Source organism: Synechococcus sp. PCC 7335 (assembly GCF_000155595.1).
GTDB lineage: Bacteria > Cyanobacteriota > Cyanobacteriia > Phormidesmidales > Phormidesmidaceae > Phormidesmis.
Genome location: NZ_DS989905.1, coordinates 454,665 through 481,557 on the forward strand (window position 1 = coordinate 454,665; position 26,893 = coordinate 481,557).

The window sequence follows — 26,893 nt, forward strand, 5'->3', positions numbered from 1 at the left end:
GTCGAGCGTTAAGTCAGGCGCTTCCCCTCAAACTGTCTAGCGATCACTATCGCACTTTTACCTTTCATGTATCCCACCGCTGACGATACTGCATACTTCGGTGGAATACTGATACACATATGCGCATGGTCTTTCATCAGATGGATATCGTCCTAAGTTGTCCGGTTGATAGCTACATAAACAGCTATTGATTCTCATCATGACTAACCGTTTCCGCAATCCCGCTCGCATGAGCAATATTGCTGAGCTTAATAATGACCAAGCGGTTCAGTCACATGGTTTAGATGGCTTACCTGCAAGAGTATATTAAATGACCGAACCGTTTAATTAGAGAAATCTACCGAATGGAGTACTCCCTATAAGCTGGGTGTTGGCTCAAGCTTTGCAGATACGGACGAGCCAGCCATCAGGCTAATGCTTTTATTTTGGTGCTTGATCTCCAGTATGGATCCTTCTTTGAGCAGATAGGTCGCCTGATCGTGCCGAATTTCTACGGCCAAAAGCTGTTCTCGAATAGTCAAAGAGAATCGCAGGCACTTCAGCTGCTTGGGTAGCCGAGGATTAAACGATATTTCACCATCGTAATCTCGCAGACCACCAAACCCGTAAACGGCTGACATCCAGGCTCCGCCCATTGAAGCAATGTGGCAGCCGTCTTTAGAATTTCCCGATAAATCTCTTAGATCTAGGACAATCGCGTTGAAGGCATATTCTGTGGCTAGTTCAAGGTGGCCTACCTCGGAGGCCACAATGCTCTGAATGCAGGCAGATAGTGAAGAATCTCCGGTGGTAAGCGCGTCGTAATAGTCGAAGTTTTTTCGCTTCTGCTCTAGAGAGAACCGGTTGCCTAGCAAAAACATTGCCAACACCAAATCTGCTTGCTTGATAACCTGATGGCGGTAGATGAATAAAGGATGAAAGTGTAAAAGCAGGGGATATTTGTCTTCCGGGGTGTTTTCAAAATCCCAAACCTGTTCGTCTAAAAAGCCGTCGTGCTGAAGGTGAATTCCTAGCTTTTCATCAAAGGGAATATACATCTGGGTGGCAGCCCGATGCCAATCCGTTATTTCTGAAGTTGCTAGCCCAGTTTTAATGGCTAAGTCGTTGAAGCGCTCCGGCCGATCATGCTGCAAATCGGTGAGGGTTTCCACGGCATAGCGTAAATTTTCTTGAGCCATGACGTTGGTGTAGAGATTATTGTTGACGACGGTGTTGTATTCGTCGGGGCCTGTGACGCTGTGGATGCAGAACTGGCCGTTCTCGCGGTCGGAAAAAAAGCCCATGTCGTACCATAAACGGGCAGTTTCAACCAGCATTTCTGCACCCTTTTCGTAGAGAAAAGCTTTATCTCCGGTGATCTCTACGTACTTTTTCATGCCGAACATGATGTCAGCATTGATGTGGTACTGGGCAGTACCAGCTGCGTAATAGGCAGAAGCCTCTTCCCCATTGATGGTTCGCCAGGGAAAGAGCGCCCCCGCTTGACTGACGGCTCTGGCGCGATCGCGAGCTTTCTCTAATAGACTATATCGGAACCTCATTAGGTTTTGAGCCAGCCGAGGATTGGTGTAAGTAAGAAACGGCAGCACGTAGATTTCGGTGTCCCAAAAGTAGTGGCCTTCGTAGCCCTGACCGGTGAGGCCCTTTGCGGGCAGTCCTAGGCCATCTGCGCGGCTAGTCGCTTGCAAAACGTGAAACAGACTAAAGCGAACGGCCTGCTGCACGGCTTCTGCTTGACTGACCACATCGGGCTCTGACTCTATTTGGATATCACTACGTGCCCAGAAGTCATCTAGATAACTTCGCTGACTGAGTACGAGGTCTTCAAATCCTGTTGCGACAGCTCTGTCGAGGGAGCGCTTTGCGCGAGTAGCCATTTCTTGGGCTGAAGCCCTTGAGGAGGTATGGTAGGTCATGTACTTGATGAGTCGGATGGGCACACCGGCTTGAGCCGCTACTGAAAAAACAACTTCACCACTGTCTGCCATGCATTCACTATCAATAGAGGTGGGGCATTCGCTAACAAAGGTATGGTCGATACCAGAAGCTAGCGTGAGCTTGCTACTGCGGGTTTTATGAACGAGAATCACTCGGCGTTCTACTGCGCTGCACACCCGAGGAAGAAGCACTCGCTGAGCAAATTCTTTGGTTCGACGCGGATCTTCATAGTTTGCCGATGGGCTATTACCCGAAACTTTTGGTTCGTAGTGAACTCTTGAAACAATCTCTATAGGTGCATCCGCGTTGATAGCAGTGACTTCGTAGGAAATAGCAGCTAGGTGACGGTGCTTAAAGGAGACTAATCGCTGAGATTTAATCGAAATTTGTTTGCCTGCTGGGGTTTCCCAAATAATTTCTCGATCTAAGGTGCCAATCTGCAAATCTAGCAATCTCTCGTAGTGCAACAAGTTCGCAGTAGGTAGATAAAAAGCCTCGTCATCCACATACAGCTTAATGATGGTGCTATCTGGAACATGCAGCATGGTTTGGCCCACCTTAGCGAAACCGTAAGCTTCTTCGGGATAGACAATCGGCCAGGATTCATAAAATCCGTTGATGAAGGTACCGCTATGGTGAACCGGATTGCCCTCTTCAAAGCAACCCCGCATTCCTATATAGCCATTGCTCAGGGCGTAGAGTGTCTCTGTTTGCCCTAGGAAGTGAGGGGCGTACTGTTTCTCTATGAGCTGCCAGGGGCAACAGGGATAGGTGTATTGAGGGAGGTTAACAGGATGACGATGAAGCATTTTAGGACTTTGTAAACATTGTTTTATTTTATTGGTTAAGTCTGTTAATTAAGTCTGTGGACTTGGCGGCAACAGCCTACCGAGATCGCTAACAACAATATCTGCACCATTTTCTGTCAGACTGCTAGCGTTCTCCGATTGGGCAACACCAATGACAAGGCCAAAGTTGCCGTTGCGTCCGGCCTGGACACCTGCGATCGCATCTTCAACCACAACGCTGCGACTCGCCTCAACGCCAAGCTGGTCAGCAGCTTTAAGAAATGTATCCGGTTCAGGTTTGCCAGCCAAGTGAAGCTGCTCAGCGACCCGCCCGTCCATGACAGCATCGAATAAATCAGTAATGTTGGCAGCTTTTAGAACCTTGTTACAGTTACGGCTAGAAGACACAACAGCAGTCTTAATCCCTTGATTGCGAAGATATCGAACTAGCTTGATAGCACCCTCGTAGGCCGCAATACCGTCTGCTGCGAGCATCTCTTCGAAGTAGTTATCTTTGCGATCGCCGAGCGAGCGAACAGTCGTTTTGCTTTCAGCCGAATCTTCTTGGTAGGGTAGACGAATGTTGCGAGCCGTTAAAAAACTCTCTACGCCCTCATACCGAGGCTTGCCATCCACGTATCTTCTATAGTCACTTTGAATGTCGAAAGGCTCATAGGGTATACCCTTGTCTTTGGAATACTGCCTTAAAAAGTCATTAAACAGGCGTTCCCAACAGGCTGCATGAACTTCGGCCGTTGGCGTCAGCACACCATCTAGATCAAACAGAACCGCATCATATTTCTTTTCAAGAAGGGGGGAATTCATGGTCTTTTTTGTCCAAAGTATAGAACCTATTTGAGACCCTTCTCCAAATCCGTGAAAATAATTGAATCTTTCTATCTCAACGATGATGGCCTACTTCAGTAGGCTAACTGACACCGAATGGGAAATCCTGGAACCGCTGTTATCAGAGGTATTACCGCAAAAGATAAAGACGAAGCCCGTCAGTTAAAGCTACCGAGCGCTGATTGATGACATGCTTTATTGGCAAAAAAATGACTGTAATTGGGAGGACTTACCCAAAGAGATCCCTCCATGTCTTGGTGCGCGTTCCCTAGCACCGTGCTGTACAACCAAGGATGATGCCATTACATCCGGAATGTGGTCTGGGTCGTAGGCGTCAGGCAATAGTTCGCCGACCTGCTTAACCCAGGTGATAACGGTTGTATGGTGGACACCTTTGACTCGTTCTATCGCTCGAGGGCCCATCCCGTTGACGGACATCTTCAAGCATTCGCGTTTGAACTCGTCTGAGTAGCCGACTTCGTCATATTAGTCGATAAACTGACGAGCGCAGTCTACGCAGACATGGTTCTGTTTGCCTTTTTTCTTCCCGTTTTTGCGAATGTGGGTGGACTGACATTCTGGACATTGCATATAGCAGAAAAGACCAATTCATATCTCTATTATGCAACGCCCAATTTCGAAACCTTGTTCATTGCCGAAGGCGGTCATGGCGATCGCCAATGCAATAGAAAGATTTCGCATCACCGTGCCGTAGACGAGAGTAATCGCATGACTATAGGCACGGTTAATTTCTCGATTACTCATGCCCTGAGTATAGAGAAGCGCTCACAAGTGTTCTGTTGGAGGCCACGCTAGCCGCCTCAACCGCCGATATAATTGGTCTGGGCAAAGACAATATTGACTGTCATGATTAATTCTATTATATACATTTATTATAAGTATATAAAAATACGAGTATAGATATAGATAGTTGATGATAGCGAAAGAAAGTGATCCCTCTCGCTACCCATCATCTGTTTCCAAAGGAGTGCGGACATAGTACATAGCCTTGTTCATGCCTAGCATCTAAAAGTCAGTCTCAAAGCCGTTCTAGGGCTCTTCCTGGACAAGAACGGTCACTGCTTACCAGCGCACAAACAGAGGTTGAATCAGCGAGTTCTATCAGTCACTTTTTCAATCACGATAGCTGGTTATAGCGTTGCTGTAACTCAAAAATGATGAATTATTAAACAGTTAACTTTTGAGACAAGCTTCAACTCAGTAGAGAAAATACGCACAGTATTAAAAGCAAGACTAAATTTCTGACGACTTTTTAGGCAGCACCACCTGAATGGGTTGTAGTCTGCAAGAAGTTCGAAAAAATGTCTGAAGTTGCTTTGGGAGCTAACGCGATGGTTAGCCAGTCTCCAAACGAATTAGAGGGTACTTTTGATTTATTTTCAAATCCCTTTGATCAGTCTTCACATCTAAATCTGTTTGGGGAACCGCTTAGCCAGCCACCCCAAATGATGATTAAGCTAGAGGAGCGCTCTGAAGCCCTACTTTCAGCTATTGGCTCAGTGTCAGCTGCAGGAGTGGTCGCGCGGTCAGGTAAACCGACTACCCAAACGTCGTTTCATGGGGATGAGTTCGTCACTCAGCTTCCTTTCATCGATACCCCTGTTGCTGTGGGAGCACAGTTCATTCAACGGGGCGCACAATGGTTCGACAGGGCGGCAGCAGCTGGCACAGAACTAGCGACCCCTTTAGGCTACCAGGCAGCTCAAGACATATCAGTTGTTCGCAACGCTTGGGATTCTGTGATCGCTCGGTGGAAAGCACCCGATAATCCACTGCGCCAAGCCATGACTAGTCAGGTAGCAGAAGCTGCTAGCGAGATTAACTACATCGTGCGAAAGGTACAAGAGAGCGGCGTGGTCGATCAATTTAGAGATCGATTAGAAGCTGTCCGAGAGCAGACTACTCCCTGGTTTGAGCGGTTTTTGAATAGATTAGAAGAGGTCAGCGGTTATACAGCCATTGCCGAAGCTGAGCCGCTTACAGGCAACGATACTTCCTCAAAGTGGCTTTACCAACGCGCCCAAGTCCCCTTTGTTGGCATTATCGATAACGACTTTAATTCTCAAGCTCACGGCAGGCAAGTCGCAGATGTCATACAGCAAGCTGGACAACAGCCTCCCGACTGGACAGCAGCAAGCGTTGGAACAGGAGACTGGGCAACCTCACTCGTTGATTTTGTCGACGCCGCCAAGGTCTTCGGTCGGACAAATGCCATCGTCAATCTCAGCTTCGACCTCACAGAAGTAGACTCAGCTGGCAACCTAACCACTCGATTCGAGCTGACAAAGGAAGAGAAGCAAGCCCTTGCGTATGCCCAGGAAAACAGTGTTCTAGTCGTAATCTCTTCCGGCAATCAAGCGGGTAAAATGTCTGCACTCGGTCGAGCTGCTCAAGCCTTTGATAATGTGATTGCGGTTGGTGCTGCGAAGGATGGTCGAAGAGCTGACTACTCTAGCTATGGTCATGGTTTGACTCTAGTAGCCTCCGGGCAAGGCAAAGAAAAGATGGAGGGCACCTCCATCGCCGCTGCACGGACGACTGGAGCCATTGCTAAAATTTGGAACGAGCAACCTCAGCTCAGTTACCGTCAGGTTGTTCAATTGCTAGAATCTACAGCGATTGATTTAGAGAAGCCTGGCTGGGACCCCGAAACTGGACATGGCCAGCTCAATACCTCAGCCGCCTTAGACTTTGTCACCGTGGCTTCTACGCTGCCATCAGCCTCACCTTCAAACAGTTCACGGCAGATACAGACGCAGGCGATCACGGCTGATAGACCGAATCCTGTTACAGACCCCCCAGACCTACCGACTTGGCAACCAGATAATAGCGGCAGAGTTCCTGGCGAGCGTCCAAATCTCAATCCGCGTCAAGCTGATGCAAAAGCGGGCTGGACAAATGTAAAAAATAATCGATCTAAGCCAAGCAATCCGCGTCAAGCTGATGCAAAAGCGGGCTGGACAAATATAAAAGATAATCGACCTAAGCCAAGCAATCCCCGTCAAGCTGATGCGAAAGAAGGCTGGACAAGCCGGTCTAAACCTACCAATCCTCGCAGCGATAAAGGGCTCTTGACCTATAGACCAGGCGCGGAAATGATTTCTGGTAATCGGGTGAAGCAGTGGCAAAGAGCCATGAGGCGGCAGGGCTATGACATAGCTGTTGATGGCATCTATGGTCCTCAAAGCCAATCAGTTGCTCGCCAGTTTCAGCGAAAAAAAGGACTGGATACGGACGGCATCGTGGGGCCAAAGACCTGGGCTGCTAGCCTTCGCTCTAAACCAAGTAATCCGCGTCAAGCTGATGCAAAAGAAGGCTGGACAAATATAAAAGATAATCGACCTAAGCCAAGCAATCCTCGTCAAGCTGATGCGAAAGAAGGCTGGACAAGCCGGTCTAAACCTACCAATCCTCGCAGCGATAAAGGGCTCTTGACCTATAGACCAGGCGCGGAAATGATTTCTGGTAATCGGGTGAAGCAGTGGCAAAGAGCCATGAGGCGGCAGGGCTATGACATAGCTGTTGATGGCATCTATGGTCCTCAAAGCCAATCAGTTGCTCGCCAGTTTCAGCGAAAAAAAGGACTGGATACGGACGGCATCGTGGGGCCAAAGACCTGGGCTGCTAGCCTTCGCTCTAAACCAAGTAATCCGCGTCAAGCTGATGCGAAAGAAGGCTGGACAAATATAAAAGATAATCGACCTAAGCCAAGCAATCCTCGTCAAGCTGATGCGAAAGAAGGCTGGACAAATATAAAAGATAATCAATCTAAGCCAAGCAATTTTCCTAGGCCAAGCAATCCGCGTCAGGCTGATGCAAAAGAAGGCTGGAGCAGTATAAATGCTCTTGGCGAACGTGATAATTCGCCAAACTCTATTTCCGAAATGGATACCAATCAAAGATTTACGGAATCTCTTAAACGTGCAGCTTCTCAGCTAGATGACGAAATTAAAGAGGAATTTGAAGCATTTCTGACACCTGAGAACATCGCTATTATGGCGGGTACAACAGCGCTCTGGGCAGCGTCCCACGTGACTCCGGCAGGCTGGCTAGTCGATGGGGCTTTGATAGGCATGGGTGTTTTGAGCAGCGGTCTTGAAGCCATTGATGCAGCCAAAGGTTTTTATAACTTTGCGAGTGGCACTCTAAATGCCAAAACAGAATCTGATTTAGATGCTGCTGGAGAACAGCTCGCAGAAGCGATTACAATAGCTGGAATAGGTGTTGTCACTGGTTTGTTGCGTAAAGGACTTACTTCTAGAAGAAATAATATTGGCGAAGGAGACAATGTTAATAGAAGAAGCAATTTCGCAGATGAAACTGGTGATAAAAGTAGTATTGAACCTACTAAAGGAACAAAAGGACAAATCCTTGACGCAAAAGATGTTCTAGATCGACTTAGAATAGGTGTAACCGAAATAGATCTAGAAAGAGATTTAAATAATTCCGGCTGGGTGCGGATGTCAGGCTACCAAGGTAAAGGGTCTGTGATTTGGACTAGCCCAGACCTTAGTGAAAGCGTACGCATTCGAACGCCAAAAGGAGGAAAGCCTAAGGCAAGGGTATATAATGGCCCCGCAGGCGGTTGGGAAGGTGCGATAGATAGAAAGGGTAATGGAGAACAGCCTCTAGACTTGCAAGGGAAGCCGTCGGGGAAAGCGTATACTCATCATGACCTGCTTCCATAGCTAGCTCTCTTTTGAAAAACCGTACATCGGGCCTTAGCTTTAACTTGTTTGTACTCAGTGTCTGGCGATAACTGACCAGTATCAGGTAGCAAACACTTAAGAAATTCCATCGGCAGATCACTAAAAGGAGTGACTAAGCTCTTGCACCAATCTCAGTACGGGTTGTGTCACTGGCCAAACCTGGAAAAAGGGCGTCTGATCAAGCAAGACAGACGTAGCGCTGACATATAGCAAGGTGCGGATGCATTCGCACCTTGCGAGTCACTTAGCCTGTTGAAGCACAAGGGTTATAGCCAATGACCATGCCGTAAGCTAAGTCACCAAAGCTATAGCTGCTCAGTTTGGGTTTGAGATTGTTCTTAGATCACGAGCCATTTCAGCCTAATGAGACTGGTGCAAAATCTGAGTAGAGCTAAGCGGCGAAAGCTATAGGTTCACTCTAGACTGAGTGTTTCAATCTCTTTCATTAGCTCGCTGGCAAACCCATCTACATCCATTAGCTCCATGTTCCCTAAAGCCATACATTCTTCAGGTGTATACTTTTCATCACTGCCAATGACTTCTTGAACCCAGTAGGCAACCCTAGTTGGATCATCAAAAAACTCTGTTGCCTTTGCTTTGACATCGCCGTCTACTTTGGCCATCAAACACACATTCAAAAGCTTTCCAAGCGGATGCTCTGGCGTAGTAGATAGCAATACAGCGATCGCATTGATAACAGCCGACTGGTTTGATGACATAGAAGATCCTGCCTAGGTAGGTTTGGTTATATAGCTTTAGTTCTGTTTTATACACCACTTTTTCACGGTGTAAAAGTGCTTTTAGTGGCAAGCGTGTTTTGTATCAAGTGGGCGAGTCTTTAAAAGGTGTTTTACGTGGTCTAAACAGTGAGTGTGATCGCTTTTTGGGGTCTTTTATCTTTTGGTCTTTTTAGGAAAGCACACTTTGATAGGCTAGTGTACAGTTTGGGGATGCAACTCTACGAGAATGTCTTAGCAGATGGCTTCTGACAACCTATGAAGGTTCAAATACCACTCATTCATCAGCTTACGTTCAAGTCCAAGCTGATTCTTTTAACCCTCTTTGCTAGCATTAGCTCGGTTATTGTGATCGCGATCCTCAGCATCGGGCTAAGTCGACGGGGGCTACGCCAAGCGGCCTTTAGTCAACTGAACGTCCTGCGCTCAGAGCAAGCTGAGCAGGTTCAGAACTATTTTCAGCAACTACAAAGTCATACGCTTACTTTGTCGGCTAATCGTGCGATTGTGGTGGCAATGGTAGAGTTCAACAAAGAATTTCGTCGGCTCGATCGTCAATTTATTCCTACCGAATGGGATGAGCCGTTGAAGCGCTACTATGAGGCAAACTATTTTCCTCGGCTATCTGACATTACGGGTAGTGAACCGCGCTTTGGGAGCTATCGACCGTCCGGCCAGGCGGCCCGCTATCTACAGCACTATTATCTTTCGCAAAATGACTATCTGGACGCTGAGAAAAATCAGCTAATCACGGCGGATGATGACAGCGAATACAGTCGCTACCATAGCGAGTTTCATCCTTTGTTGAATGATATTGCTCAGCAGTTTGGCTACGCTGATTTGTATTTGATCAATCAGAAGACGGGCGATATTGTCTACTCGGTGAACAAGCGACCCGACTACGGCACGAACTTAGAAACAGGCGCTTACCGAGACAGCAGTTTGGCAGATTTGGTGGCTACCGTTCGGGAAAGTTCAGCACGGGGAGAAGTGGCGATCGCAGACTTTGCACCCTACGAACCCGCTAGCGGTGTGCCGTCTCTGTTTATTGCTAGCCCTATCTACAACGGGCCTTATGTGGTTGGAATTCTAGCAATTCGACTAGAGACCGATCAGATCAGCCAGCTAATGACTGAGACACTAACCGAGGACACTCCAAGCACCTCGCTTGATAGCTATCTCGTTGGCGCAGACGGTAGCTTGCGCTCAGAGCCTCAGTTTTTTAGAGATAGTCTCTCTAAAGATGATATACAAAGCTACACTCGTCGATTGCGTAGGCAAGGGGTTTCTGATGAAACGCTAGCGGCGATTACGCGGTTAGAATCGCCCGTTCTGCTGCAGCCAGTCAAAGCAGCGGCTGCTCAATCCGCAATCGGGGGAGCGACCGATACAGAAAGGCTGCAAGACTATCGTGGCGTCTCGGTGCTTAGCGCCTATGCCCCTCTAGAGATCGAAGGACTAGACTGGGCTGTGATCAGCCAAATCGATACGGCTGAGGCCTTTGCGACACTCACCCATCTAGAGCTAGCTATCCTAGTCGCGAGTATCTTACTGATAACAGCTTTCACATTTTTGGCAATGGCCGCTGCCACGATGACCATTCAACCGGTCCGGCAGCTAAACGAGTGGGCCGATAGAGTTGTAGACGGTGACTTTGAAGCAGAGATTGATTTAGATCTAGAAGATGAGATTGGCCAGCTCACTGACACGTTGCAGATCATGGTAACTAGCCTGAGTCATCAGGTGGCTACGCTCGATCAAAAGATGGCGCAAAATGAGGTGCTGCTGACGAACCTAGTTCCCCCTGCGATCGCCAAACGCCTCAAACGGGGAGAAACTATAATCGCCGACCAGATCAGGCAGATCACGGTGATATATGCCAATATCGTCGGTATCTCTGAACTAAGCCAAACCCTATCGCCAGAAGAGGTTACCGCACTGCTCACTAAGCTGATGCAGGCGTTTGATGATGTCGGCGAACAGCACGGAATGGAGCGGCAAAATACTCCTAGCGTCGATTATATGGCTATTTGTGGTTTGACGACTGCCCGGCTCGATCACACCAAGCGCACGGTTGATTTTGCTCTAGAGATGCTAAAGATCATTAATCTCCCTGAATTTGGTCAGTCGTTTGCTCTAGGGTTACGGCTGGCGGTGCATACTGGACCCGTAACCGCTGGCGTTGTTGGCACCAAGCGGTTTGGCTATAGCGTCTGGGGAGAATCTATCTACCTAGTAACGCGGCTCTATGCCCATGCTGCGCTTAATAGCGTTGTACTCACTGAAGCTGCCTACCAGCAAATTGCCGAAACCTACACCTGCGTAGCAGCAGGCGCTGTCGCTATTGAGAAGTTTGGCCGGGTAGAAACTTGGATACTGGCAACTCGCGAGAAGCTAGCCGTTCGTCAGGTAGAACTAGTGCAGAGATCATTTGCCAAGGTGGAGCCTATCAGTGAGCAAGTTGGCAAGTTGTTCTATGAGCATCTGTTTGAAACGCGCCCAGACTTTAAGCCTTTATTCAGTTCAACCGATATGGAGACTCAGCAGCGCAAGCTGATGATGACGCTCGCCACAGCGGTCGAAGGGTTACGCCATCCTGAGGAGATTATTAGCAAGGTACAAGCGTTAGGGCGATCACATCAAGGCTATGGGGTCAAAGCAGAAGACTATGAGGCTATCGGTGCAACGTTACTGTGGACATTAAAAGAGAAACTAGGCGATGATTTTACGCCAGAAGTGAAGCGAGCTTGGGAAGTTGCCTTCCAGTTTTTAAGCAAAATTATGATCAATGCGGCTGCTCAGATTGAGTCGGATACTCAGGCAGGAACTGAGTTGGAAACTGAGCCAACAACTGAGCTAGAAATTGAACTAAAGGGCATAGAGGTATAGAGCAATGGACCTGGCAATTGGGCCAATGGGCTGGGGATTAATTGTAGGCATACCGCTAGCAGCGATCGCTCTAAGTGAGATCATCGAGCGACTAAGGCGTCGCAAAGTTCCGCTAGCTGATGCCCTTAGGGGCTTTCGTAATGTGACGCTGCCGCTACTTTCAGCTGTGCTGATTTTGCAATACGTCTTTCAGCTCACAGCCAATAGCCAGCCACTAAGAGTCTTGCAAACCGCTTTGTGGCTATCGTTCTTGATTAACGGACTGCACCTATTGAGCACACTATTTACCCCTAGCAGCCGACGGATCAAAGGCAAGATTCAGGTGCCTAGCCTGTATCTAATGGCCGGGCGAATTTTGGTCGTGGTGCTCTGTGCGATCTATATCCTTGCCAACATCTGGCAGATTGATCTTGCTCGCATTACCTCAGCGCTCGGCGTCGGTTCACTAGTAGTTGCCCTAGCGCTCCAAGATACCTTGAGTAACCTAGTTTCTGGTTTTTTGCTGCTACTCGATCGCCCGTTTAACGAAGGGGACTGGCTGCAGCTAGGCGACGTTGAAGCTGAAGTGCTAGAGGTCAACTGGCGATCGGTGCGTCTGCGCAACCGCGATCGCGACATCATCATCATCCCGAATGGCGAGCTGGGTAAAGCCACCATCTGCAACTACACGCTGCTTGATCTTGCCCATGCCGAAACGATAACGGTTGGCTTTTCCTACGATGATCCCCCTAACGTCGTCAAACCAGTTTTGCTAAAAGCAGTCGCAGCCACAGAAGGCGCGATGGCTTCTCCGGCGCCGGTTGTTCGCGTTGTAAACTATGGAGACTTTAGTGTTGACTATAATGTCAAGTTTTTCTTAACCGACTACCAGGGCAAAGACGACATTGCTAGTGAGCTGAGATCACATATCTACTACATGGCTAGACGTCAGGGCTTGACCATACCCTATCCAATTGCCCTAGAGTATCAGCTAGAAGGAGCCGCCCTAGCGCCACCAGAAACTGTTGAACCCATCTTGAATATTCTAAAAGGTCTCACCTATTTCTCTTCTATCAGCCCAGATCAACTCAGCCAGCTCGCCCAAGAATCTGAGCTAGAAACCTATGGTCGGGGCGAACAGATTGTAGCAGCCGGAGATCTTGCTCCTGGCTTTTTTATTATTCAATATGGCAGCGTATCGTTATCAGCTATGAGCGACCAAGGAGAGAGCCAAGAGGTGACTAGGCTCCAAGCAGGAGATTGCTTTGGTGAGCGAGTTTTGCTTCGAACTGAACCTAGCTTAGTCACAGTCAGCGTTGTTGAAGATCTAAAGGCCGTACGAATCTCACCTTGGATGATGGCGAACATTGCCGAGAGAAACGCTAAGTTCGCCCGCGATATCAATCAGCTCATCGATGAGCGGGTCAGAGAAGTACGCATCGCTACCCAGACGAGTAAAGATAAGACCCAAGGATATCTGAACAAGCTACTTGCTAGCTAATAGGTCGTAGCAGCCTATGAACAAACTATATGAGAACGCCAGGTAAAACAGAGAATACCAAATAGAACAAATGAGCAAGCTAAAGCGTCTTTTTCAAATAGGCCCCAGTGCAAAGATCTTTAGTGCAACAATCTTTGGGGCAATGGCCTCATGGACGTTGAGCGGCTGTCAGCCATCCCCCTCTACTGACACTGTGCCTACTCGCTCAGAAGCAGCACAAAGTAGGCCCCCACTCTTAACTGCTCAAATCGATACTCCAACTGCGCTAAGCACGACAAGCGTTAGAGAAGACAATATCCTACCAGCGGTTGCGCCTTTAGGGGTGCGAGGCGATCTCATCATTGCTGGCAGTGATGCAATGGCACCATTGGTTGAAGCTGTAGCCGAACGCTTTATCGATGAAGGGTTTTCAGGCGACTTGACGGTTGAAAGAATCAGCTTTGAAGAAGGGTTCAGCGTTTTTTGCAAGGAGGGGAAAGCCGATATCGTAATCGTGAGTAGAGCCATTGGCGCAAGCGAGCGTCAAGATTGTGCTGCGATCAATCGACGGCCTGTGGCACTAGCTGTAGGAAGTGACGCTCTAGCGATTGTTGTCGGCACGGATAATGATTTTTTGACAGTGATTACTCAAGCGGAATTAGCACAGATACTTACGGCTCAATTTTGGTCAGATGTGCGCCCCGAATGGCCAGAAAGAACAATTCGCCGAACTCTACCCGATCCTGACTCTAGCGCACTACAGCTATTTGTCAATAAAGTATTTGATGGCGATCTAGAGCCACTATTGAAAAGCTCAAACAGTGACTTTTTCAGCGAAGATGAAGATTTTCTAGCGCAGTCTTTGGCAGTCGATCCAGACGCGATCGCCTTTATCAGCTATACCTACTATGAAACTAATCGCGATCAGCTTAGGCTCGTCTCAATTAACGGCAACAGTCCGACTAGAGGCGACTATCCATTTATCCAAACTCTCTTTCTCTACGTAGACGCAAATACGCTTCGCTCCTCTTCACCAGTCTCCATCTTCCTCAACTTTTTTCTCACCCACGTTAATGAACAGATGTCGCCGTTAGGCTACTTCTCTTTGCCTCAAAAACAGCTAGATGAGACAAAAAAAGCTTTCCTTTCTCTTTTAGACGGTACAACAAAGTAAGGCATTCTGAGGGTGCGAGCAGGGCATCTCAGAATACCAAGGAAAGGCTGCGCGGGTTTTTGAAACACAGCCAGATTGGCAGGAATACCGTCACTTCAGCACCTTTTTGCAACACGGCCCATATTTCTACCTAATCTGTTATTCAAAGTAATTAAGTAGAATTTTCCCATCTATTTTCCATCTAGAACATAATTAGGCGGTCTCGAATTAACGATAGTACCCTCGAGGGTACTGTTCGATTTACATAAGCTTTTTTAGACTAAGATATCTGACTGAACGTATATCTGATTGAACTTTGAGGGTTTGAGATCTAACCGAAAATATAGTCCTCGATTGAACCACGTTGCTTTGCATTCTGCTTGGTTCCCACCTCAAAATCTATGAGGAATAGCGAAGGCTGAGTAGTAAGTAAGGTTCTGTTGACATTTTGAAAGTTCGACATCACTCTTTTTATGGAAGCTGTCATGACTGATAAAAAACGACCCATATCGCTGAAGCAGGCGAGAGAATTGTATCAGTATAACTACAATCATATTGAACCTATCGGGATGCAGGATGAGCTAATCGATCTAGAATTGCCATCGGATGAATGGGTCGTTAAGGCTCTCAAGGTAGGATATGCTCTGATTTTAAGTGCTGATCAGAAATCTAGAGAGGCTGACGCACAGGCTTTGAATGATAGCTTTCAATCTGGAAAGGTGGAGGATAACAGGAAAAAAATCCTAGGTAGGGCAAATAGTTTTGGGGAGCTTGGAATTAGAAAAACTGTTAAACCCTTTAGAAGTAAGTTTGAGTTACTTTTTCTAGGCTCCGTAATTGTTAATACTCTAAGTAGGGTCTTTGGAACTTGGCAATTCCTGGAGTTGATCAGGATTGCTCTGTTCAATATTCCTTCAATCCTAAAGATAACTTTCCTTATTTTGTTTGAGTGGAAAGGGGCTCCTCCGACAGTAGATGACCTCGAAAAAATTCTTAGAACCCCTTTACTAGAAGCTTTGTATAAAGAGTTTCTCGAGCAAGGTGTCCTTGGCATCGGTGAGACATTCGATAATTTTACAGCGATGCAGGATCGAGCAGAGCTGAAGAAATTGAAGCAAGAAGCCCAGCAGAGAAGTATGCGAGTCCTTAGTCTTGAGGCCATTGAGCATGAAAATGAAGAAGCTCAAAAGGAAGCAAGTAAGCGATTTAAGGATGGACCGTCCCTTTCTCATTTGCCTGAGTACTACTTTACGCAGCTTAATGAGTTTTTAGAATTGTTCCCCGACCAGAACCAGCCTGAGAATGTTAAAAACTTCCCACTGCCTGCAATTGCTGAAAACTTAGAAGATGATGAGATGTTTGCCTACATGCGCGTGGCGGGACCTAATCCCGTTTGGCTAGAGCGCGTATGTAAAAACGATCCTATTTTGACTAAGTTTCCAGTTACTGATGAACAATACCAAGCAGTCATGGGGACTAAAGATGATCTTGAAAGGGCAATTACCGAAGGCCGACTGTACGCGGTAGATTATGCGTTGTTAGAGAGTGTTATAGAAGGGGGGACTTTCGTTGATTCTACCCCTGAGCAGCCTGAACAGCAAAAGTATCTCTATGCTGCTATGGCATTGTTCGCTGTTCCAGATATTAGTCAATCCGAAGAACAGTTTCTCAGACCCATTGCTATTCAATGTGGGCAGGATCCAACGACTCACCCGATTCTTACTCCGGCATCTGGTCGGTATGCCTGGTTAGCCGCTAAAACAGCAGTGCAAATTGCTGACGCCAACATCCACGAAGCCATTACTCATCTTGCGCGTACTCATTTGTTGATCGAGCCCTTTATTGTAGCAACTCACCGCCAACTTCCAGAAGCTCATAAGGTGCATCGCTTACTGTCTCATCATTTTGAAGGGACGATCTTGATTAATTTTGGGGCCTGGAAAATCTTGGTGGCTCCTGGGCATGGGGTGAATGCTTTATTGTCCGCAACAATTGATCAGTCTCGAACTCTTGCTGTTCAGGGGTTATACATGCGAGGATTTAACGATGAGATGCTGCCTAAACGCATTGATGATAGAGGTGTTGGAGATTGTAAAGCACTACCAATTTATCCCTATCGTGATGATGGTTTAGCTTTATGGAATGCAATTCATGAGTGGGTGGATAGTTATATTCGCACTTACTATGAATCTGATAATGCAGTTGCCTCTGATGAGGCTCTGCAAAATTGGGGAGCTGAGCTTGTCTCGTTTGATGGTGGTCGTGTTAGAGACTTTGGCAATGATGGGAATGGAGCAATCACCAGCCTAGAGTATCTTGTCGATGCCCTTACTCTGATTGTTTTCACTAGTAGTGTTCAACATGCTGCGGTAAATTTTCCTCAACGAGGGATTATGAGCTTCGCCCCTGCTATGCCGACAGCAGGATACTTACCTGCTGACCAAATTCCAGGAATTGATTCTGAAGCGAAATATTGTCAGTTGCTTCCCCCTAAAGACATGGCTCGACGGCAGTTCCTGATTCTCCAAATTCTAGGTGGCGTTTACCATACTCAGTTAGGTGACTATCCTTCCAATTCTTTTGGTGCTGATGTCAAAGGTGCTCAACAGGCTTTTCAACAAGCACTAGAAGAAATAGATAGTCGAATTGACAAGAGAAATCATGAGTTTCCTAGCAAGTTCAATTACACTTATCTCAAGTCATACAATATTCCTCAAAGTATCAATATCTAATTGCGTTCCTGTATCAATCCTAGGCTATAAATAGTGCTGTTTTAGGCGATTGTTCGTAGTTGAAAAATGTGTAGGGAGATTAAATTCAATGAGTGTCAGTCTGCATAGTTTTTTGTCAGCATCACCCTTAATGCTATTAAGTTGGTTTGGTGGAGTCGTAATTGTAGGATTGTTGCTCTCTCAAATTTTTCAACGTGGAGAGTCCGAGAGTCGGGCTTCGATATTTGAACGGTTGTTGAACGGGTTCCAGATTTGGGCGTTGCAAAATCCTAAAAACCTCTTGAGCCGATCTATGCTGCCGATCATCAGCGTTGTTGAAGGAGGGGTGGCTAATATGCCCACATATCTCGATGCAAAACGACTCGTGTTCGGCTCTAACTTCTGTTGTGCAGGGCAGGTGGTGATGGGCGAATTTAGTACGCTTGAAACTGCTCTAACCTCTCCCCAAGCGCGTACTTGGCGGCTAGGAACATCGCCATTGGATTCTCATGCCTCTCCTGATTTGGATACGGGAGGGCGCAACGTTTTTTTACTGTCGTTGTCTGATGCTGATGCGGGGGGGGCGGGCGACCACGAATTTTTCAGGCAGATGTTAGAGAAATGTGTTTTCAGTGCAGCCTCTAAAAAGAGACAGCAGGATGCAACTGCTCAACTACTGCTAGAGCGCTTAGCAGCGGACTATGCTGAAATGCCCCATGGTCCGGGAGAAGCCTTTTTCACTGATGACCAACGTGGGTGGATGGGATTTCTGGTGCGATACATTCACTATGTGATGCTAGGAATCGACCCGACTGATACATCAACAGTGGAGATGCTAACTGACCTGCATTACACTAGGCAGGGTACGGTGCATTATTTCTCTGGTTTGGGAAAGGTGTTTCAGAGTCTGAACATCAATGGTCACGGCCAGGTTTCCGAGCTTATTGAGCAGGCTGCAACAATCTACGAGCAGTCGCCAGCTTTGGTCGATTTCCCCGAAATGCCGGAAGAGGCTGGGGCGATGACTCGACGAGAATTGGCAAAATTACTAACTGCCATTCTCAGTATTGCCGGTCTGCAAGGGCCGCTGCATCTTGGGTACACGGCAATGGGATTCCGCCCGTTGCCCGCTTATAAAGGACAGCGGACCGCTGAGATCGATCCAACGCATCATTGGGACAGCTTGGAATTGGAAGATCGAGAGTCCGTGCGACGGTTTGTGCTTGAATGCGCGCGTCTTTGGGCGCCTGTATCTGCCACTCACCGCATTGCGACTGAGCCATTCTCTGCAGTGATTGCTGGCAAAGAGCAGACCTTTCCTGCCGGCACTCTAGTTCTCATCCCGATGAGTTTGGGGCTACTCGACAGCAGCTTTTGGGGACCCACAACCTACGAGTTTGACGCTCAGCGCGAGAACCTTTGTCCCTATCACATGGGGTTTCATTCTGTGGGTGAACGCAATGCTGGGCGTATTTGTCCAGGGAAAGACCTAGCACTCGAAATGTTGGTTGATGTTCTAATCTCCGTGGGACAGGTGCGTCGGTCATCTGAGAGTGCAAACGCAAGCTGACGTTCAGCGTATCGTTAAGTCCCCTCCTTTTCTTCTGTTCTTTCCTTTATCAAGGCAATCTCATCTCCAAACTTACTTGATTGGATAAATACTCATGACTGAGTCCTGGCATCACGACTATTTGGATACCAATGGTATTAAACTTCATTACGTTACCCAAGGTGAAGGGCCTCTGATGCTGATGCTACATGGCTTTCCTGCCTTTTGGTATTCATGGAAGTATCAGATACCCGAATTTGCCCAGCACTACAAAGTTGTGGCGTTAGATCTGCGCGGATATAACAATAGCGATAGGCCTAAGCAGACGAGTGCCTATCGGCTTGAAGCACTGGTTGCTGATATTCGAGGGGCGATCGCCGCGCTGGGTTATGACCGCTGCATCCTAGTTGGACATGATTGGGGTGGGGCCTTGGCTTGGTCTGTGAGCTATGCCCATCCCCAACTGATTGAGAAACTCGTTGTGATGAACTTTCCTCATCCTGCTAAGTTCGCTGCTGGATTACGGACTCCACAGCAGCTTCTCAAAAGCGCCTACATTTTGTTTTTTCAGTTGCCACTACTACCGGAAATACTATTATCTGCTAACAATTACGAGGGAATTGCTGCTACGTTTAGTGACATCAATCAATATAACCCGGAATTTACAACTTCTGATATCAATCGTTTTCGAGAAGCTGCTGCCAGAAAAGGGGCCATAAAGGCCATGCTGAATTACTATCGTAATTTATTTCAAGGCCCTATTTTTAAGAACCAATGGGGCCAATTGAATGTGCCCACCTGCATGATTTGGGGGGAAGATGATCAAGCGTTTAGCAAAGAGCTAACCTATGATACGGATGCCTATGTGAAAGATTTACAGCTCCATTATGTGTCTCAGGCGGCTCACTGGGTTCAGCTAGATCGGCCTGATGTTGTAAATCAGCATGTGCGCCAGTATCTGGGGTATGGTTGACCTAAGCCAAAAACAGATCTTCAGCAACAAAACCTTCGGGGTCGCTGTATAATTGGGGGCAATGATGGAGTTGTTCTATCTTCAGCTACTTCTTGCAACAGAACCTCATTCAAATCTAGCTAACTTGACAATGCCATCACTGGCTGAGTCGTTTGCTTTAGATAGCGAACGACTTCTTGATAGATTTGGCTGCTGATGCGATCGCCTCTCTTACCATTCTCTAGCTTAATATCATCTACAAAAAAGCTCAGCGTAAAATCCAAATAGGCAGTGCCTTCATCGTTATGCTTTAGCGCCTTCATTAGCACCTTAGGCTCTTGCCACTTCCTGCGAGGGGTTTTGAAGCGATCTTTTAGCCACTGTCGCAGGTCAAGCACATAGTCATCTAGCCGGGTCTCTTCGCGTTCGGGTCGCTCTATCTTTTGATGCAGTCGCTGAACGCGTCGCTTTAGAAGATTGATCCGTCGTTCCCACTCTTCTGGAATGAGATCTTCATCCTCGTCTAATAGGTGAGGATCGCGAATGGTCACGCGATACCAGGTGCGAATTAGCTCAATCAGGCTATCGTCTTCTGAGGTTTCTTCGTAGCGATAGGCGAGGCGCTTACCCACTTCTTCAGCGCTAACTGCGATGCCAATCAAGCGTAGAACACTTTGATATTCCATCTGAATGTTTTCGATCTCGTCGCTAGTCAATCCTCCCTTTTCGGCAAACTGTAAAGTCACCACAATAGAGCTTAGCGCTAAATCAATTTCTTCTAGTTTCAAGTTCACTTCGTTTTCTGCTAGCAGTCGCGATCGCCCTACTGACTGCTGTCTGGCTAGCAAAGGTTCCGTCTCAGAGGCTTGAAAATAGGAATCTACAAGCGCTAGCTTGTTATCAAGATCGCCTAGCGTATCGGGATGAGCGAGCATCACCTGATTCATCACCTGCTTTAGTCCTTCTAGATCACAGCTCATCGGTGCTTCGACGGTAGTGACATAGTGGTAGTAGGCAGTCGGCCTGCTTAGATTAGTGATGTTTTGCCCTTGCAGCACGCTGTTAGGAATGTACATGTCGCAGTGATTTTCAAACATGTATAGCTGCGTGACTCGAACACCAATACGGCGCAGCATACCAATCGAACCATCTTCTAGCTTGAGCACATCACCAAACTGAAAAGGCGTATCGATCAACAGCACCACACCACTAAAGAAATTAGCCAGAATATCTTTTACCGCAAAACCGATGATAAAAGTTGCACCGCCAAGCGTTACCCAAATCCCTGTAAGATCAACGCCAAAAGAGCTGAGCACTAGCGCTGCGCCCAAGACTGTAGCAATCACAGGGACAACAGCTTCTAGTAATGGCAACAGTACGTCGTCCCACATTACCTCTGACTGCTGTGTATAGCCTTTTAGATAATAAACAACAACTTGATTAAATAGCTGAACTATCCAGTAGCTACAAGAGACAATTAGCCCAGCGCTTAGCAGCCGCTCAAAGTCGTCTACAAAATCATCCACCCCATCAACGGATAGCAGCTTTGAGAAGGTGAGTTTTAAACTGATTATCACAAAGCTAATCAGTGCTGGGTAGGCAGAGACGTTAAGTGTGACTAGGGCTAGATCGCTCTCGAATCGACGAAAGAGCGATCGCAACCCGCTAAACAGCAAAAAGTAAAGCAGCGCCGTTCCTAACCCGGACGCTAGCAGTCCACTGATCACAAATGCGCGTGTACCTGCTGTAAATGGAAGCAGTTGTTCTAGCATAAAGCTTGTCTATTCGATCTCTAGCTTAAGGCTGGGCAAGAACTTCTGAAGATTCTTCAAAGACTTTCCCTGCCAGGGCATATCGTTTGAGCCTAAAATCACTAGCTGGGTTCCCTTTTGCTTGCGCAAGCCCAAGACAAACTTAGAGAGCATACTAATGCCTGAGCTATTCAAAAAGGCCAGCTCTCTAAGATCAATTGTCATCACATCAGGGCTACTGCCGATCGCTTCAGCGAGTAGCGCATTGATAGGTGCATACTCTTTAGGGCCACCTAGAGCCAGCTCACCTCTGAATTTAACCGTCGTAGAATCAGAATCATATTCCACGACATAGTCTTCGCCTTTCACCTCTTGAACTGTCATATGTAGCTATTCCAACTTGCCTTATCGTGATGAATACTACTTTACGCGATTGCGCCCTACTAGGGTTTTTTACTACTGGCTCAATACCATAATCCCTATACCCGGATTTGAGCCATCGTCGTCACCAGAAAAAAATCATCTCTAGAAGTCAGCGGTGTAAACTGCCAGCCTAGCTTGGCTTGATAGTCATTTAGCATGGTGAGAAAGCCCAGTCCAGATATTTCTGCATTCTCATCTTCGGCGCTAGCTTCTACTTGCTGCATATACATCTCCTCAGGATCAGCGCTCAACAGTTTTCTAATAAACATCTGAAACTTTTCGGCCCCGGCCCGGCTGACGTTATTAGAAGCAAACATCACGGCCACTATCTCAGTCTCATCTAGAAAGTGAATGCCAAACTTCACCTTCGATTTGAAGCGATGATCACTTCCAGTTAGATTAAACTTCATGGCATTCTCTAATAGCTCGTTAGTGACATAGCTGATAGCCCCTTTTGTTTCTTTTATTCTCTTTTCTGCCTCGGGATCACCTTCGTCTAGGGGTAGAAAGTTGATAAAGTAGTCAGCTACAAAATGGGAGGATAGGCGCTGCGATCGCCAGCGGTGTCTGATCCGCTCAGAAGTAGGCGTAAAGCTCAGCTCTAAAGAATCACGATCAGGTGGAAAGTCTTCAATAAAGCTACCAAATGTTTTGTGCATAGAGTTCGTCCCTTGAGAACTGTCGTAAAAAGCCTGCTGGCTTACTGCTGCTTAATTACTAGCAGCGTGATATCATCAAAAACTTTTTGCTCACCAATAAACGCTCTAACGTCACTGATAATTCCCTGCTTGATTGCTTCAGCGCTCTGCGGCCAGCAGCGCAAGATCACTTTGCAAAAGCGCTCCATACCATACTGCTCTTTTTGGGGGCTATAGGCTTCTGGGATACCATCTGTATAAAGAACAAGGCCATCACCCGGATAGAGCCGAACAACAGTAGAGTCGATGAAGTCAGAAATATCAGCATCTAAGCCGATGGGAAGCCCTAAATCCATCGTGTCGATGGGCTCAATCCTACCATCCGCGCGGACTACCAACGTTTCCTCGTGCTGCCCGCTAATTCTCACATTTCCTTTCTCGTAGTTGAGCACAGCCAGCGTCAGGTTTTTATCAGTGCCCATTCGCTGAATATTACTATAGATAGTGCGGTTTAGCGTATCTAAGAACTTCACTGGATCGTCTTCTTGGATCTGCTGTAAGGTGCGCACTACTGTTTGAGTCATCAACATCAGCATGCCGCTTTCTAGACCATGACCGGTCACATCGCCAATGCCAATAGTCACTAACCCGTTAGCTTGCAAGACATCGTAGTAGTCACCGCCCACTTCATCAGCGGGCTCCATAAAGCCTGCGATATCTAGTCCATCGACGCTATCTAGCTCTTCGGTCCTAGGCAAAATCAGCTGCTGAATCTGTCTAACCGCATCTAGCTCGGCGCTCATGCGTAGATTCTCATTCTTTAGCTTTTCGTTTAGCCGAGTAATCTGTTGATTAGCCCCGGCGAGATCAGCTGTTCGCTCTTTGACTTTATCTTCTAATGTCTCGAATGAGGTCTTAAGCTGGCTAGTCATGCGGTTGAATGAATGAGCTAGCGTTCGCAACTCGTTGACGCGAATAGACTCATCAACTTGCTGACTAAGCTTGCCATCGGCAATCTCTCTGGAGGCCTCAGTTAGACGTAGAACCGGCTGTGTGAGCCAGCGCGTGGTCAGAACACCAACGCCAACCGCAATCCCTAACGCAAGAATCGCTAAACCAAAAGTGTTGCGAATGTTGCTATAGATCTGGCCCATGAAGTCGGCTTCTGGAATGGTAACGACAATCAGCCAATCTAGCCCTTTATCGTCGCTAAAAGGGAGCACCTGAACAAACTGACGCTGTCCGTTCAGTCTGAAAGTGAGCTGCTGCGATCGCCTGATCTCTCCAAATCCGCCAAACCGCTCTGCAATGTACTCAGTGGTGCCGCGTACTAGCGCGTTGCTGCTATCTGCCGCGCTCAACAGATCGGCGTCGCCAGTAACCTTGGTGACCGTTGCCGATTCTTCTACCGAGCTAGAAACTAGACGGCCTTGCCTATCGACGACAAATGCCTGACCCGACTTACCAATTTCTAAGGTTTGTAGAAAGCTACGAAACTCTTCTGGCAAGACCACATCTGTCGCACACACCCCAATTAAAGAGCGCCCTTGTCGGTTGTAGACAGGCGTACTCGCTGTGATATTGGGTAGGCCAGTGGTAAAAGCCAGATAGACATCAGTCCAAGTTGGCCGCTCAGCTCTAAGCGCGTCCTGATACCAGGGGCGCCGCCTAGCGTTGAAGTAGGCATCTATTTCGCGCAAGAAGCTCGTACGCTTGCCTAGTACATTCATAGCGTAATACTGCCGGCGCCTCAGTGTAGAAAGGTTGCTATACGATAGCTGCAAAGATCCGTCATCGGGCGATCGCAATACCCCAAAAAAGTCACCCTCTCGATTGCCACAATAGACAAAGGCAATATTCGGCGATATCCGCATCTGCTGATACATCTGAGATTCTCCAGTGCTACCGTTGGCAATATCTAGAGTCCCTTCTAACAATGCCGCTGCGTTTAGCCGATTAATCTCATGGGGAATCTCAAAATAGCCTTCTAACTCGCTTTGAATTCGCGCTGATACCTCAGTACGCAGCTGTGAAGTGAGCGTTTGCACAGCCCGCTGTCCGGTTCGAAAAGAGAGGTACCCTACCACGCCAACCGTCGCACAAAGCTGCAAGACAAACGGCACGATCAGTACCCGGCGCAGCGGCACATGAAAATTCTTGGAATGTGAACTGAACAACTGTTTCATGTGGAGCGCCTGATCTTCTGGCCTTGATTAAGCATTATCTCTGTTTAAGAACTAATAGCGTGATATCGTCAAAAACTTTTTGCTCTCCAATAAAACTTCTTACATCTCCAACAATTGCTTGCCTGACAGCAGCGGCAGATCCTTGCCAGTTCTGAGTAATCACCTCACATAGACGGTCCATACCATACTGTTTTTTGGCCATGTTATAGGCTTCTGGAATGCCATCGGTATATAGAATCACGCCGTCTCCTGGCGCTAGCTCTACGGTGATATGATCAATAAAATCAACAATGTCGTCATCTAGGCCAATCGGCAGACCTAAGTCCATCGTATCGATCCGCTCTATGCTGCCATCAGCTCTCACGATTAGCGTTTCCTCGTGCTGGCCGCTAATGCTGACTTTGCCTTCTACATAGTTGAGGATAGCCAAGGTTAGATTTCTATCAGAGTTCATCCGCTGCACGTTGTGATAGAGCGTCCGGTTGAGCGTATCTAAAAACTTTACCGGGTCTAATTCTCTAATTTCTTGTAGGGTTCGCACCGCTGTCTGGGTCATCAGCATCAGCAGTCCACTTTCTAGCCCGTGGCCAGTCACATCGCCAATGCCCAGGGTGACAATGTCATCGGTTTGCAGCACGTCGTAATAATCGCCACCGACCTCATCTGCTGGCTCCATAAAGCCAGAGATATCTAACCCTTCAACCTGATCTAGTTCTTCTGCTTTGGGTAGGATCATCTGTTGGATCTGCTTGGCAACATCCAGCTCAGCCCCCATACGCAGGTTTTCTGCTTTGAGTTTGTCATTTAGAGCAGTGATTTGGTCGTTGGCGCTCGCTAGCTCAGCAGTTCGTTCAGCAACTTTATCTTCTAGCGTATCTAGAAAAGTTTTGAGCTGTCTGGCCATACTGTTGAATGAATAGGCCAGCTCTCCGACTTCATCAGCAGAAGTTTCGGGGGCTTTCGCGTTTAAATCGCCCCCTTGAATCCGATTGGTTACTTCTGTTAGTCGTTTAATCGGATCGGCAATCTGCTTTTGCAGCAGCCGCACCATGAAGATGCCTACGCCTAGTGCCAGGAATCCGCCTAGAAATGTCTGCCATTGGGCTAAGCTAAGGCTACGGCTACCCGCTTGCAGTTCGCTAGCGAGCACATTTTGCTGATCGGCGACGATGCTGCCTAGCTGTTCTAACATGACCTCTGCGATTGGCTCTGCCTCATCTTGAAATAGCTGTAGATCCTGGCGGTAGCTGTCGCTCTCCACAATCTCAAACATGCGGGTAGGCAGTGCAAACAGAGTTTCTCTTTGTTGAACAATCTCACCTAGACTTTCTAACTGAGCCGCGCTCAGTGCGCTCTGGTTAGCGGTGAGCTGCTGTAGGGCCAGCTGATTTTCTTTGGCAGTCGTGTTGTAGTCGAAGCGAAAGGTGGGCGATCGCGTCACTAGATAGCTCTGCAGCGCCGATATCGACAGCGAAAACGTACTTTGAAAGTCCGCCATGTCTCGCAGCAAAATGGTATTGGTACGAGACGGCGATCGCCCCTCTTGCTCATCCACCATGCGGGTAATTTCGCGTTGAATGATGATAATGCTTCTTTGCCCTTCGGTGTCGAGTAGCTTTAGAGCTGGCTGATTGTCTAACAGGTTATCTCTTAGCGCGATTAGCCGATCGGGTAGTTCTAGCCAGCGGCTGTAGTTCTCCTCTAGCGCAGCGAGCTGATCTAGTGAGCCTTGAGAGGTTTTAGAAGCCGTGCGATCGCCAAACAGCCGATCAAGCTGAGAAATATCCGCCTCAAACTGATGCCGAGTCTCCTGATAGCGATAGCGATACTTTGGTTCGCCCGTGGCTAGATACGCCCGCATGTTTGAGAGCATCTTCAGTAAATTCTCCTGAGCACTCGCCGAAGCAACCACTGTAGGTACCCGCAGCTGCTGCGTTCTTTGGATACTAGTTGACGCGACCTGACCCGCGATAAAGCTGAGGATCACAACCAATAGGGTAATTGCCACTAGCGAACCAAATCCTAGGGTCAACTTACGACGAATTCTGAGGTTTCGTAGAGAAGTCTCGAACCGAGAAAGTTTGAGATATTTCCTGAGTGAGGAAGAATTGGTATTCATAAGAAAGGCACTCACTACACGAAA

General features: G+C 47.6%; 16 protein-coding genes and 2 pseudogenes. 7 read left to right on the top strand and 11 right to left on the bottom strand.

Translation table 11 applies throughout. The features are described from left to right. Nucleotides 1-17: 17 nt before the first annotated feature. The 5 genes and pseudogenes from S7335_RS27085 to S7335_RS28090 form a co-directional block, all read right to left on the bottom strand. Nucleotides 18-143: pseudogene (locus tag S7335_RS27085) on the bottom strand (transposase); the annotation flags it as partial. Between the two features lie 213 nt (nucleotides 144-356). Then, complete coding sequence (locus S7335_RS21840) at nucleotides 357-2,747, bottom strand: glycoside hydrolase family 65 protein (RefSeq protein WP_006458145.1); 2,391 nt, start codon at nucleotides 2,745-2,747, stop codon at nucleotides 357-359. 48 nt (nucleotides 2,748-2,795) lie between these two features. Further along, entirely contained in the window at nucleotides 2,796-3,551 is a 756-nt protein-coding gene (locus tag S7335_RS21845; protein ID WP_006457984.1) for an HAD family phosphatase, read from the bottom strand. Nucleotides 3,552-3,875: 324 nt separating this feature from the next. Beyond that, nucleotides 3,876-4,163: pseudogene (locus S7335_RS27095) on the bottom strand (IS1 family transposase); the annotation flags it as partial. A gap of 18 nt (nucleotides 4,164-4,181) precedes the next feature. Further along, nucleotides 4,182-4,337, bottom strand: a complete 156-nt coding sequence (locus S7335_RS28090) for a hypothetical protein (RefSeq protein ID WP_006458176.1) — start codon at nucleotides 4,335-4,337, stop codon at nucleotides 4,182-4,184. 557 nt (nucleotides 4,338-4,894) lie between these two features. On the opposite strand from S7335_RS28090, the gene S7335_RS21850 reads away from it, so the two are divergent. Further along, on the top strand, nucleotides 4,895-8,281 hold the full coding sequence (locus tag S7335_RS21850) for a peptidoglycan-binding protein (protein WP_006458402.1): 3,387 nt from the start codon (nucleotides 4,895-4,897) through the stop codon (nucleotides 8,279-8,281). Nucleotides 8,282-8,715: 434 nt separating this feature from the next. Here S7335_RS21850 and S7335_RS21855 read toward each other — a convergent pair whose 3' ends face one another. Beyond that, a complete protein-coding gene (locus S7335_RS21855) occupies nucleotides 8,716-9,021 on the bottom strand; it encodes a hypothetical protein (protein WP_006458115.1) in 306 nt (101 codons plus the stop codon). A 276-nt stretch (nucleotides 9,022-9,297) separates the two neighbouring features. On the opposite strand from S7335_RS21855, the gene S7335_RS21860 reads away from it, so the two are divergent. From S7335_RS21860 to S7335_RS21885, 6 genes are all read left to right on the top strand, one after another. After that, nucleotides 9,298-11,928, top strand: coding sequence for an adenylate/guanylate cyclase domain-containing protein (locus S7335_RS21860; protein ID WP_006458143.1), 2,631 nt, complete (start codon nucleotides 9,298-9,300; stop codon nucleotides 11,926-11,928). A gap of 4 nt (nucleotides 11,929-11,932) precedes the next feature. Continuing rightward, a complete protein-coding gene (locus S7335_RS21865) occupies nucleotides 11,933-13,408 on the top strand; it encodes a mechanosensitive ion channel family protein (RefSeq protein ID WP_006458136.1) in 1,476 nt (491 codons plus the stop codon). 70 nt (nucleotides 13,409-13,478) lie between these two features. Then, nucleotides 13,479-14,561 carry a substrate-binding domain-containing protein gene (locus S7335_RS21870; RefSeq protein ID WP_006457904.1) on the top strand — a complete coding sequence of 361 codons (1,083 nt, stop codon included), beginning with the start codon at nucleotides 13,479-13,481 and terminating at the stop codon, nucleotides 14,559-14,561. 464 nt (nucleotides 14,562-15,025) lie between these two features. Beyond that, the gene (locus S7335_RS26395) at nucleotides 15,026-17,272 is read left to right on the top strand and encodes a lipoxygenase family protein (RefSeq protein WP_006458210.1); all 2,247 of its coding nucleotides are present in this window, start codon (nucleotides 15,026-15,028) and stop codon (nucleotides 17,270-17,272) included. Nucleotides 17,273-17,360: 88 nt separating this feature from the next. Then, nucleotides 17,361-18,821, top strand: coding sequence for a cytochrome P450 (locus S7335_RS21880; protein WP_006458446.1), 1,461 nt, complete (start codon nucleotides 17,361-17,363; stop codon nucleotides 18,819-18,821). 94 nt (nucleotides 18,822-18,915) lie between these two features. Continuing rightward, a complete protein-coding gene (locus S7335_RS21885; protein WP_006458014.1) occupies nucleotides 18,916-19,773 on the top strand; it encodes an alpha/beta fold hydrolase in 858 nt (285 codons plus the stop codon). 119 nt (nucleotides 19,774-19,892) lie between these two features. Here the strand turns inward: S7335_RS21885 and S7335_RS21890 are convergent, their stop codons facing one another. From S7335_RS21890 to S7335_RS21910, 5 genes are all read right to left on the bottom strand, one after another. Next, entirely contained in the window at nucleotides 19,893-21,524 is a 1,632-nt protein-coding gene (locus S7335_RS21890) for a mechanosensitive ion channel family protein (protein WP_006458133.1), read from the bottom strand. A 9-nt stretch (nucleotides 21,525-21,533) separates the two neighbouring features. Continuing rightward, a complete protein-coding gene (locus S7335_RS21895) occupies nucleotides 21,534-21,887 on the bottom strand; it encodes a hypothetical protein (RefSeq protein WP_006458080.1) in 354 nt (117 codons plus the stop codon). Nucleotides 21,888-21,982: 95 nt separating this feature from the next. After that, on the bottom strand, nucleotides 21,983-22,585 hold the full coding sequence (locus tag S7335_RS21900) for a DUF6272 family protein (protein WP_006458216.1): 603 nt from the start codon (nucleotides 22,583-22,585) through the stop codon (nucleotides 21,983-21,985). A 41-nt stretch (nucleotides 22,586-22,626) separates the two neighbouring features. After that, nucleotides 22,627-24,750, bottom strand: a complete 2,124-nt coding sequence (locus S7335_RS21905; RefSeq protein ID WP_006458126.1) for a SpoIIE family protein phosphatase — start codon at nucleotides 24,748-24,750, stop codon at nucleotides 22,627-22,629. Between the two features lie 34 nt (nucleotides 24,751-24,784). After that, entirely contained in the window at nucleotides 24,785-26,869 is a 2,085-nt protein-coding gene (locus S7335_RS21910; RefSeq protein ID WP_006457991.1) for a SpoIIE family protein phosphatase, read from the bottom strand. Between the last annotated feature and the right edge of the window lie 24 nt (nucleotides 26,870-26,893).

Excerpts from the sequence above, each read along its gene's own strand:
- S7335_RS21840 (WP_006458145.1), bottom strand. The coding sequence starts at position 2,747 with ATGCTTCATCGTCATCCTGTTAACCTCCCTCAATACACCTATCCCTGT.
- S7335_RS21845 (WP_006457984.1), bottom strand. The coding sequence starts at position 3,551 with ATGAATTCCCCCCTTCTTGAAAAGAAATATGATGCGGTTCTGTTTGAT.
- S7335_RS28090 (WP_006458176.1), bottom strand. The coding sequence starts at position 4,337 with ATGAGTAATCGAGAAATTAACCGTGCCTATAGTCATGCGATTACTCTC.
- S7335_RS21850 (WP_006458402.1), top strand. The coding sequence starts at position 4,895 with ATGTCTGAAGTTGCTTTGGGAGCTAACGCGATGGTTAGCCAGTCTCCA.
- S7335_RS21855 (WP_006458115.1), bottom strand. The coding sequence starts at position 9,021 with ATGTCATCAAACCAGTCGGCTGTTATCAATGCGATCGCTGTATTGCTA.
- S7335_RS21860 (WP_006458143.1), top strand. The coding sequence starts at position 9,298 with ATGAAGGTTCAAATACCACTCATTCATCAGCTTACGTTCAAGTCCAAG.
- S7335_RS21865 (WP_006458136.1), top strand. The coding sequence starts at position 11,933 with ATGGACCTGGCAATTGGGCCAATGGGCTGGGGATTAATTGTAGGCATA.
- S7335_RS21870 (WP_006457904.1), top strand. The coding sequence starts at position 13,479 with ATGAGCAAGCTAAAGCGTCTTTTTCAAATAGGCCCCAGTGCAAAGATC.
- S7335_RS26395 (WP_006458210.1), top strand. The coding sequence starts at position 15,026 with ATGACTGATAAAAAACGACCCATATCGCTGAAGCAGGCGAGAGAATTG.
- S7335_RS21880 (WP_006458446.1), top strand. The coding sequence starts at position 17,361 with ATGAGTGTCAGTCTGCATAGTTTTTTGTCAGCATCACCCTTAATGCTA.
- S7335_RS21885 (WP_006458014.1), top strand. The coding sequence starts at position 18,916 with ATGACTGAGTCCTGGCATCACGACTATTTGGATACCAATGGTATTAAA.
- S7335_RS21890 (WP_006458133.1), bottom strand. The coding sequence starts at position 21,524 with ATGCTAGAACAACTGCTTCCATTTACAGCAGGTACACGCGCATTTGTG.
- S7335_RS21895 (WP_006458080.1), bottom strand. The coding sequence starts at position 21,887 with ATGACAGTTCAAGAGGTGAAAGGCGAAGACTATGTCGTGGAATATGAT.
- S7335_RS21900 (WP_006458216.1), bottom strand. The coding sequence starts at position 22,585 with ATGCACAAAACATTTGGTAGCTTTATTGAAGACTTTCCACCTGATCGT.
- S7335_RS21905 (WP_006458126.1), bottom strand. The coding sequence starts at position 24,750 with ATGAAACAGTTGTTCAGTTCACATTCCAAGAATTTTCATGTGCCGCTG.
- S7335_RS21910 (WP_006457991.1), bottom strand. The coding sequence starts at position 26,869 with ATGAATACCAATTCTTCCTCACTCAGGAAATATCTCAAACTTTCTCGG.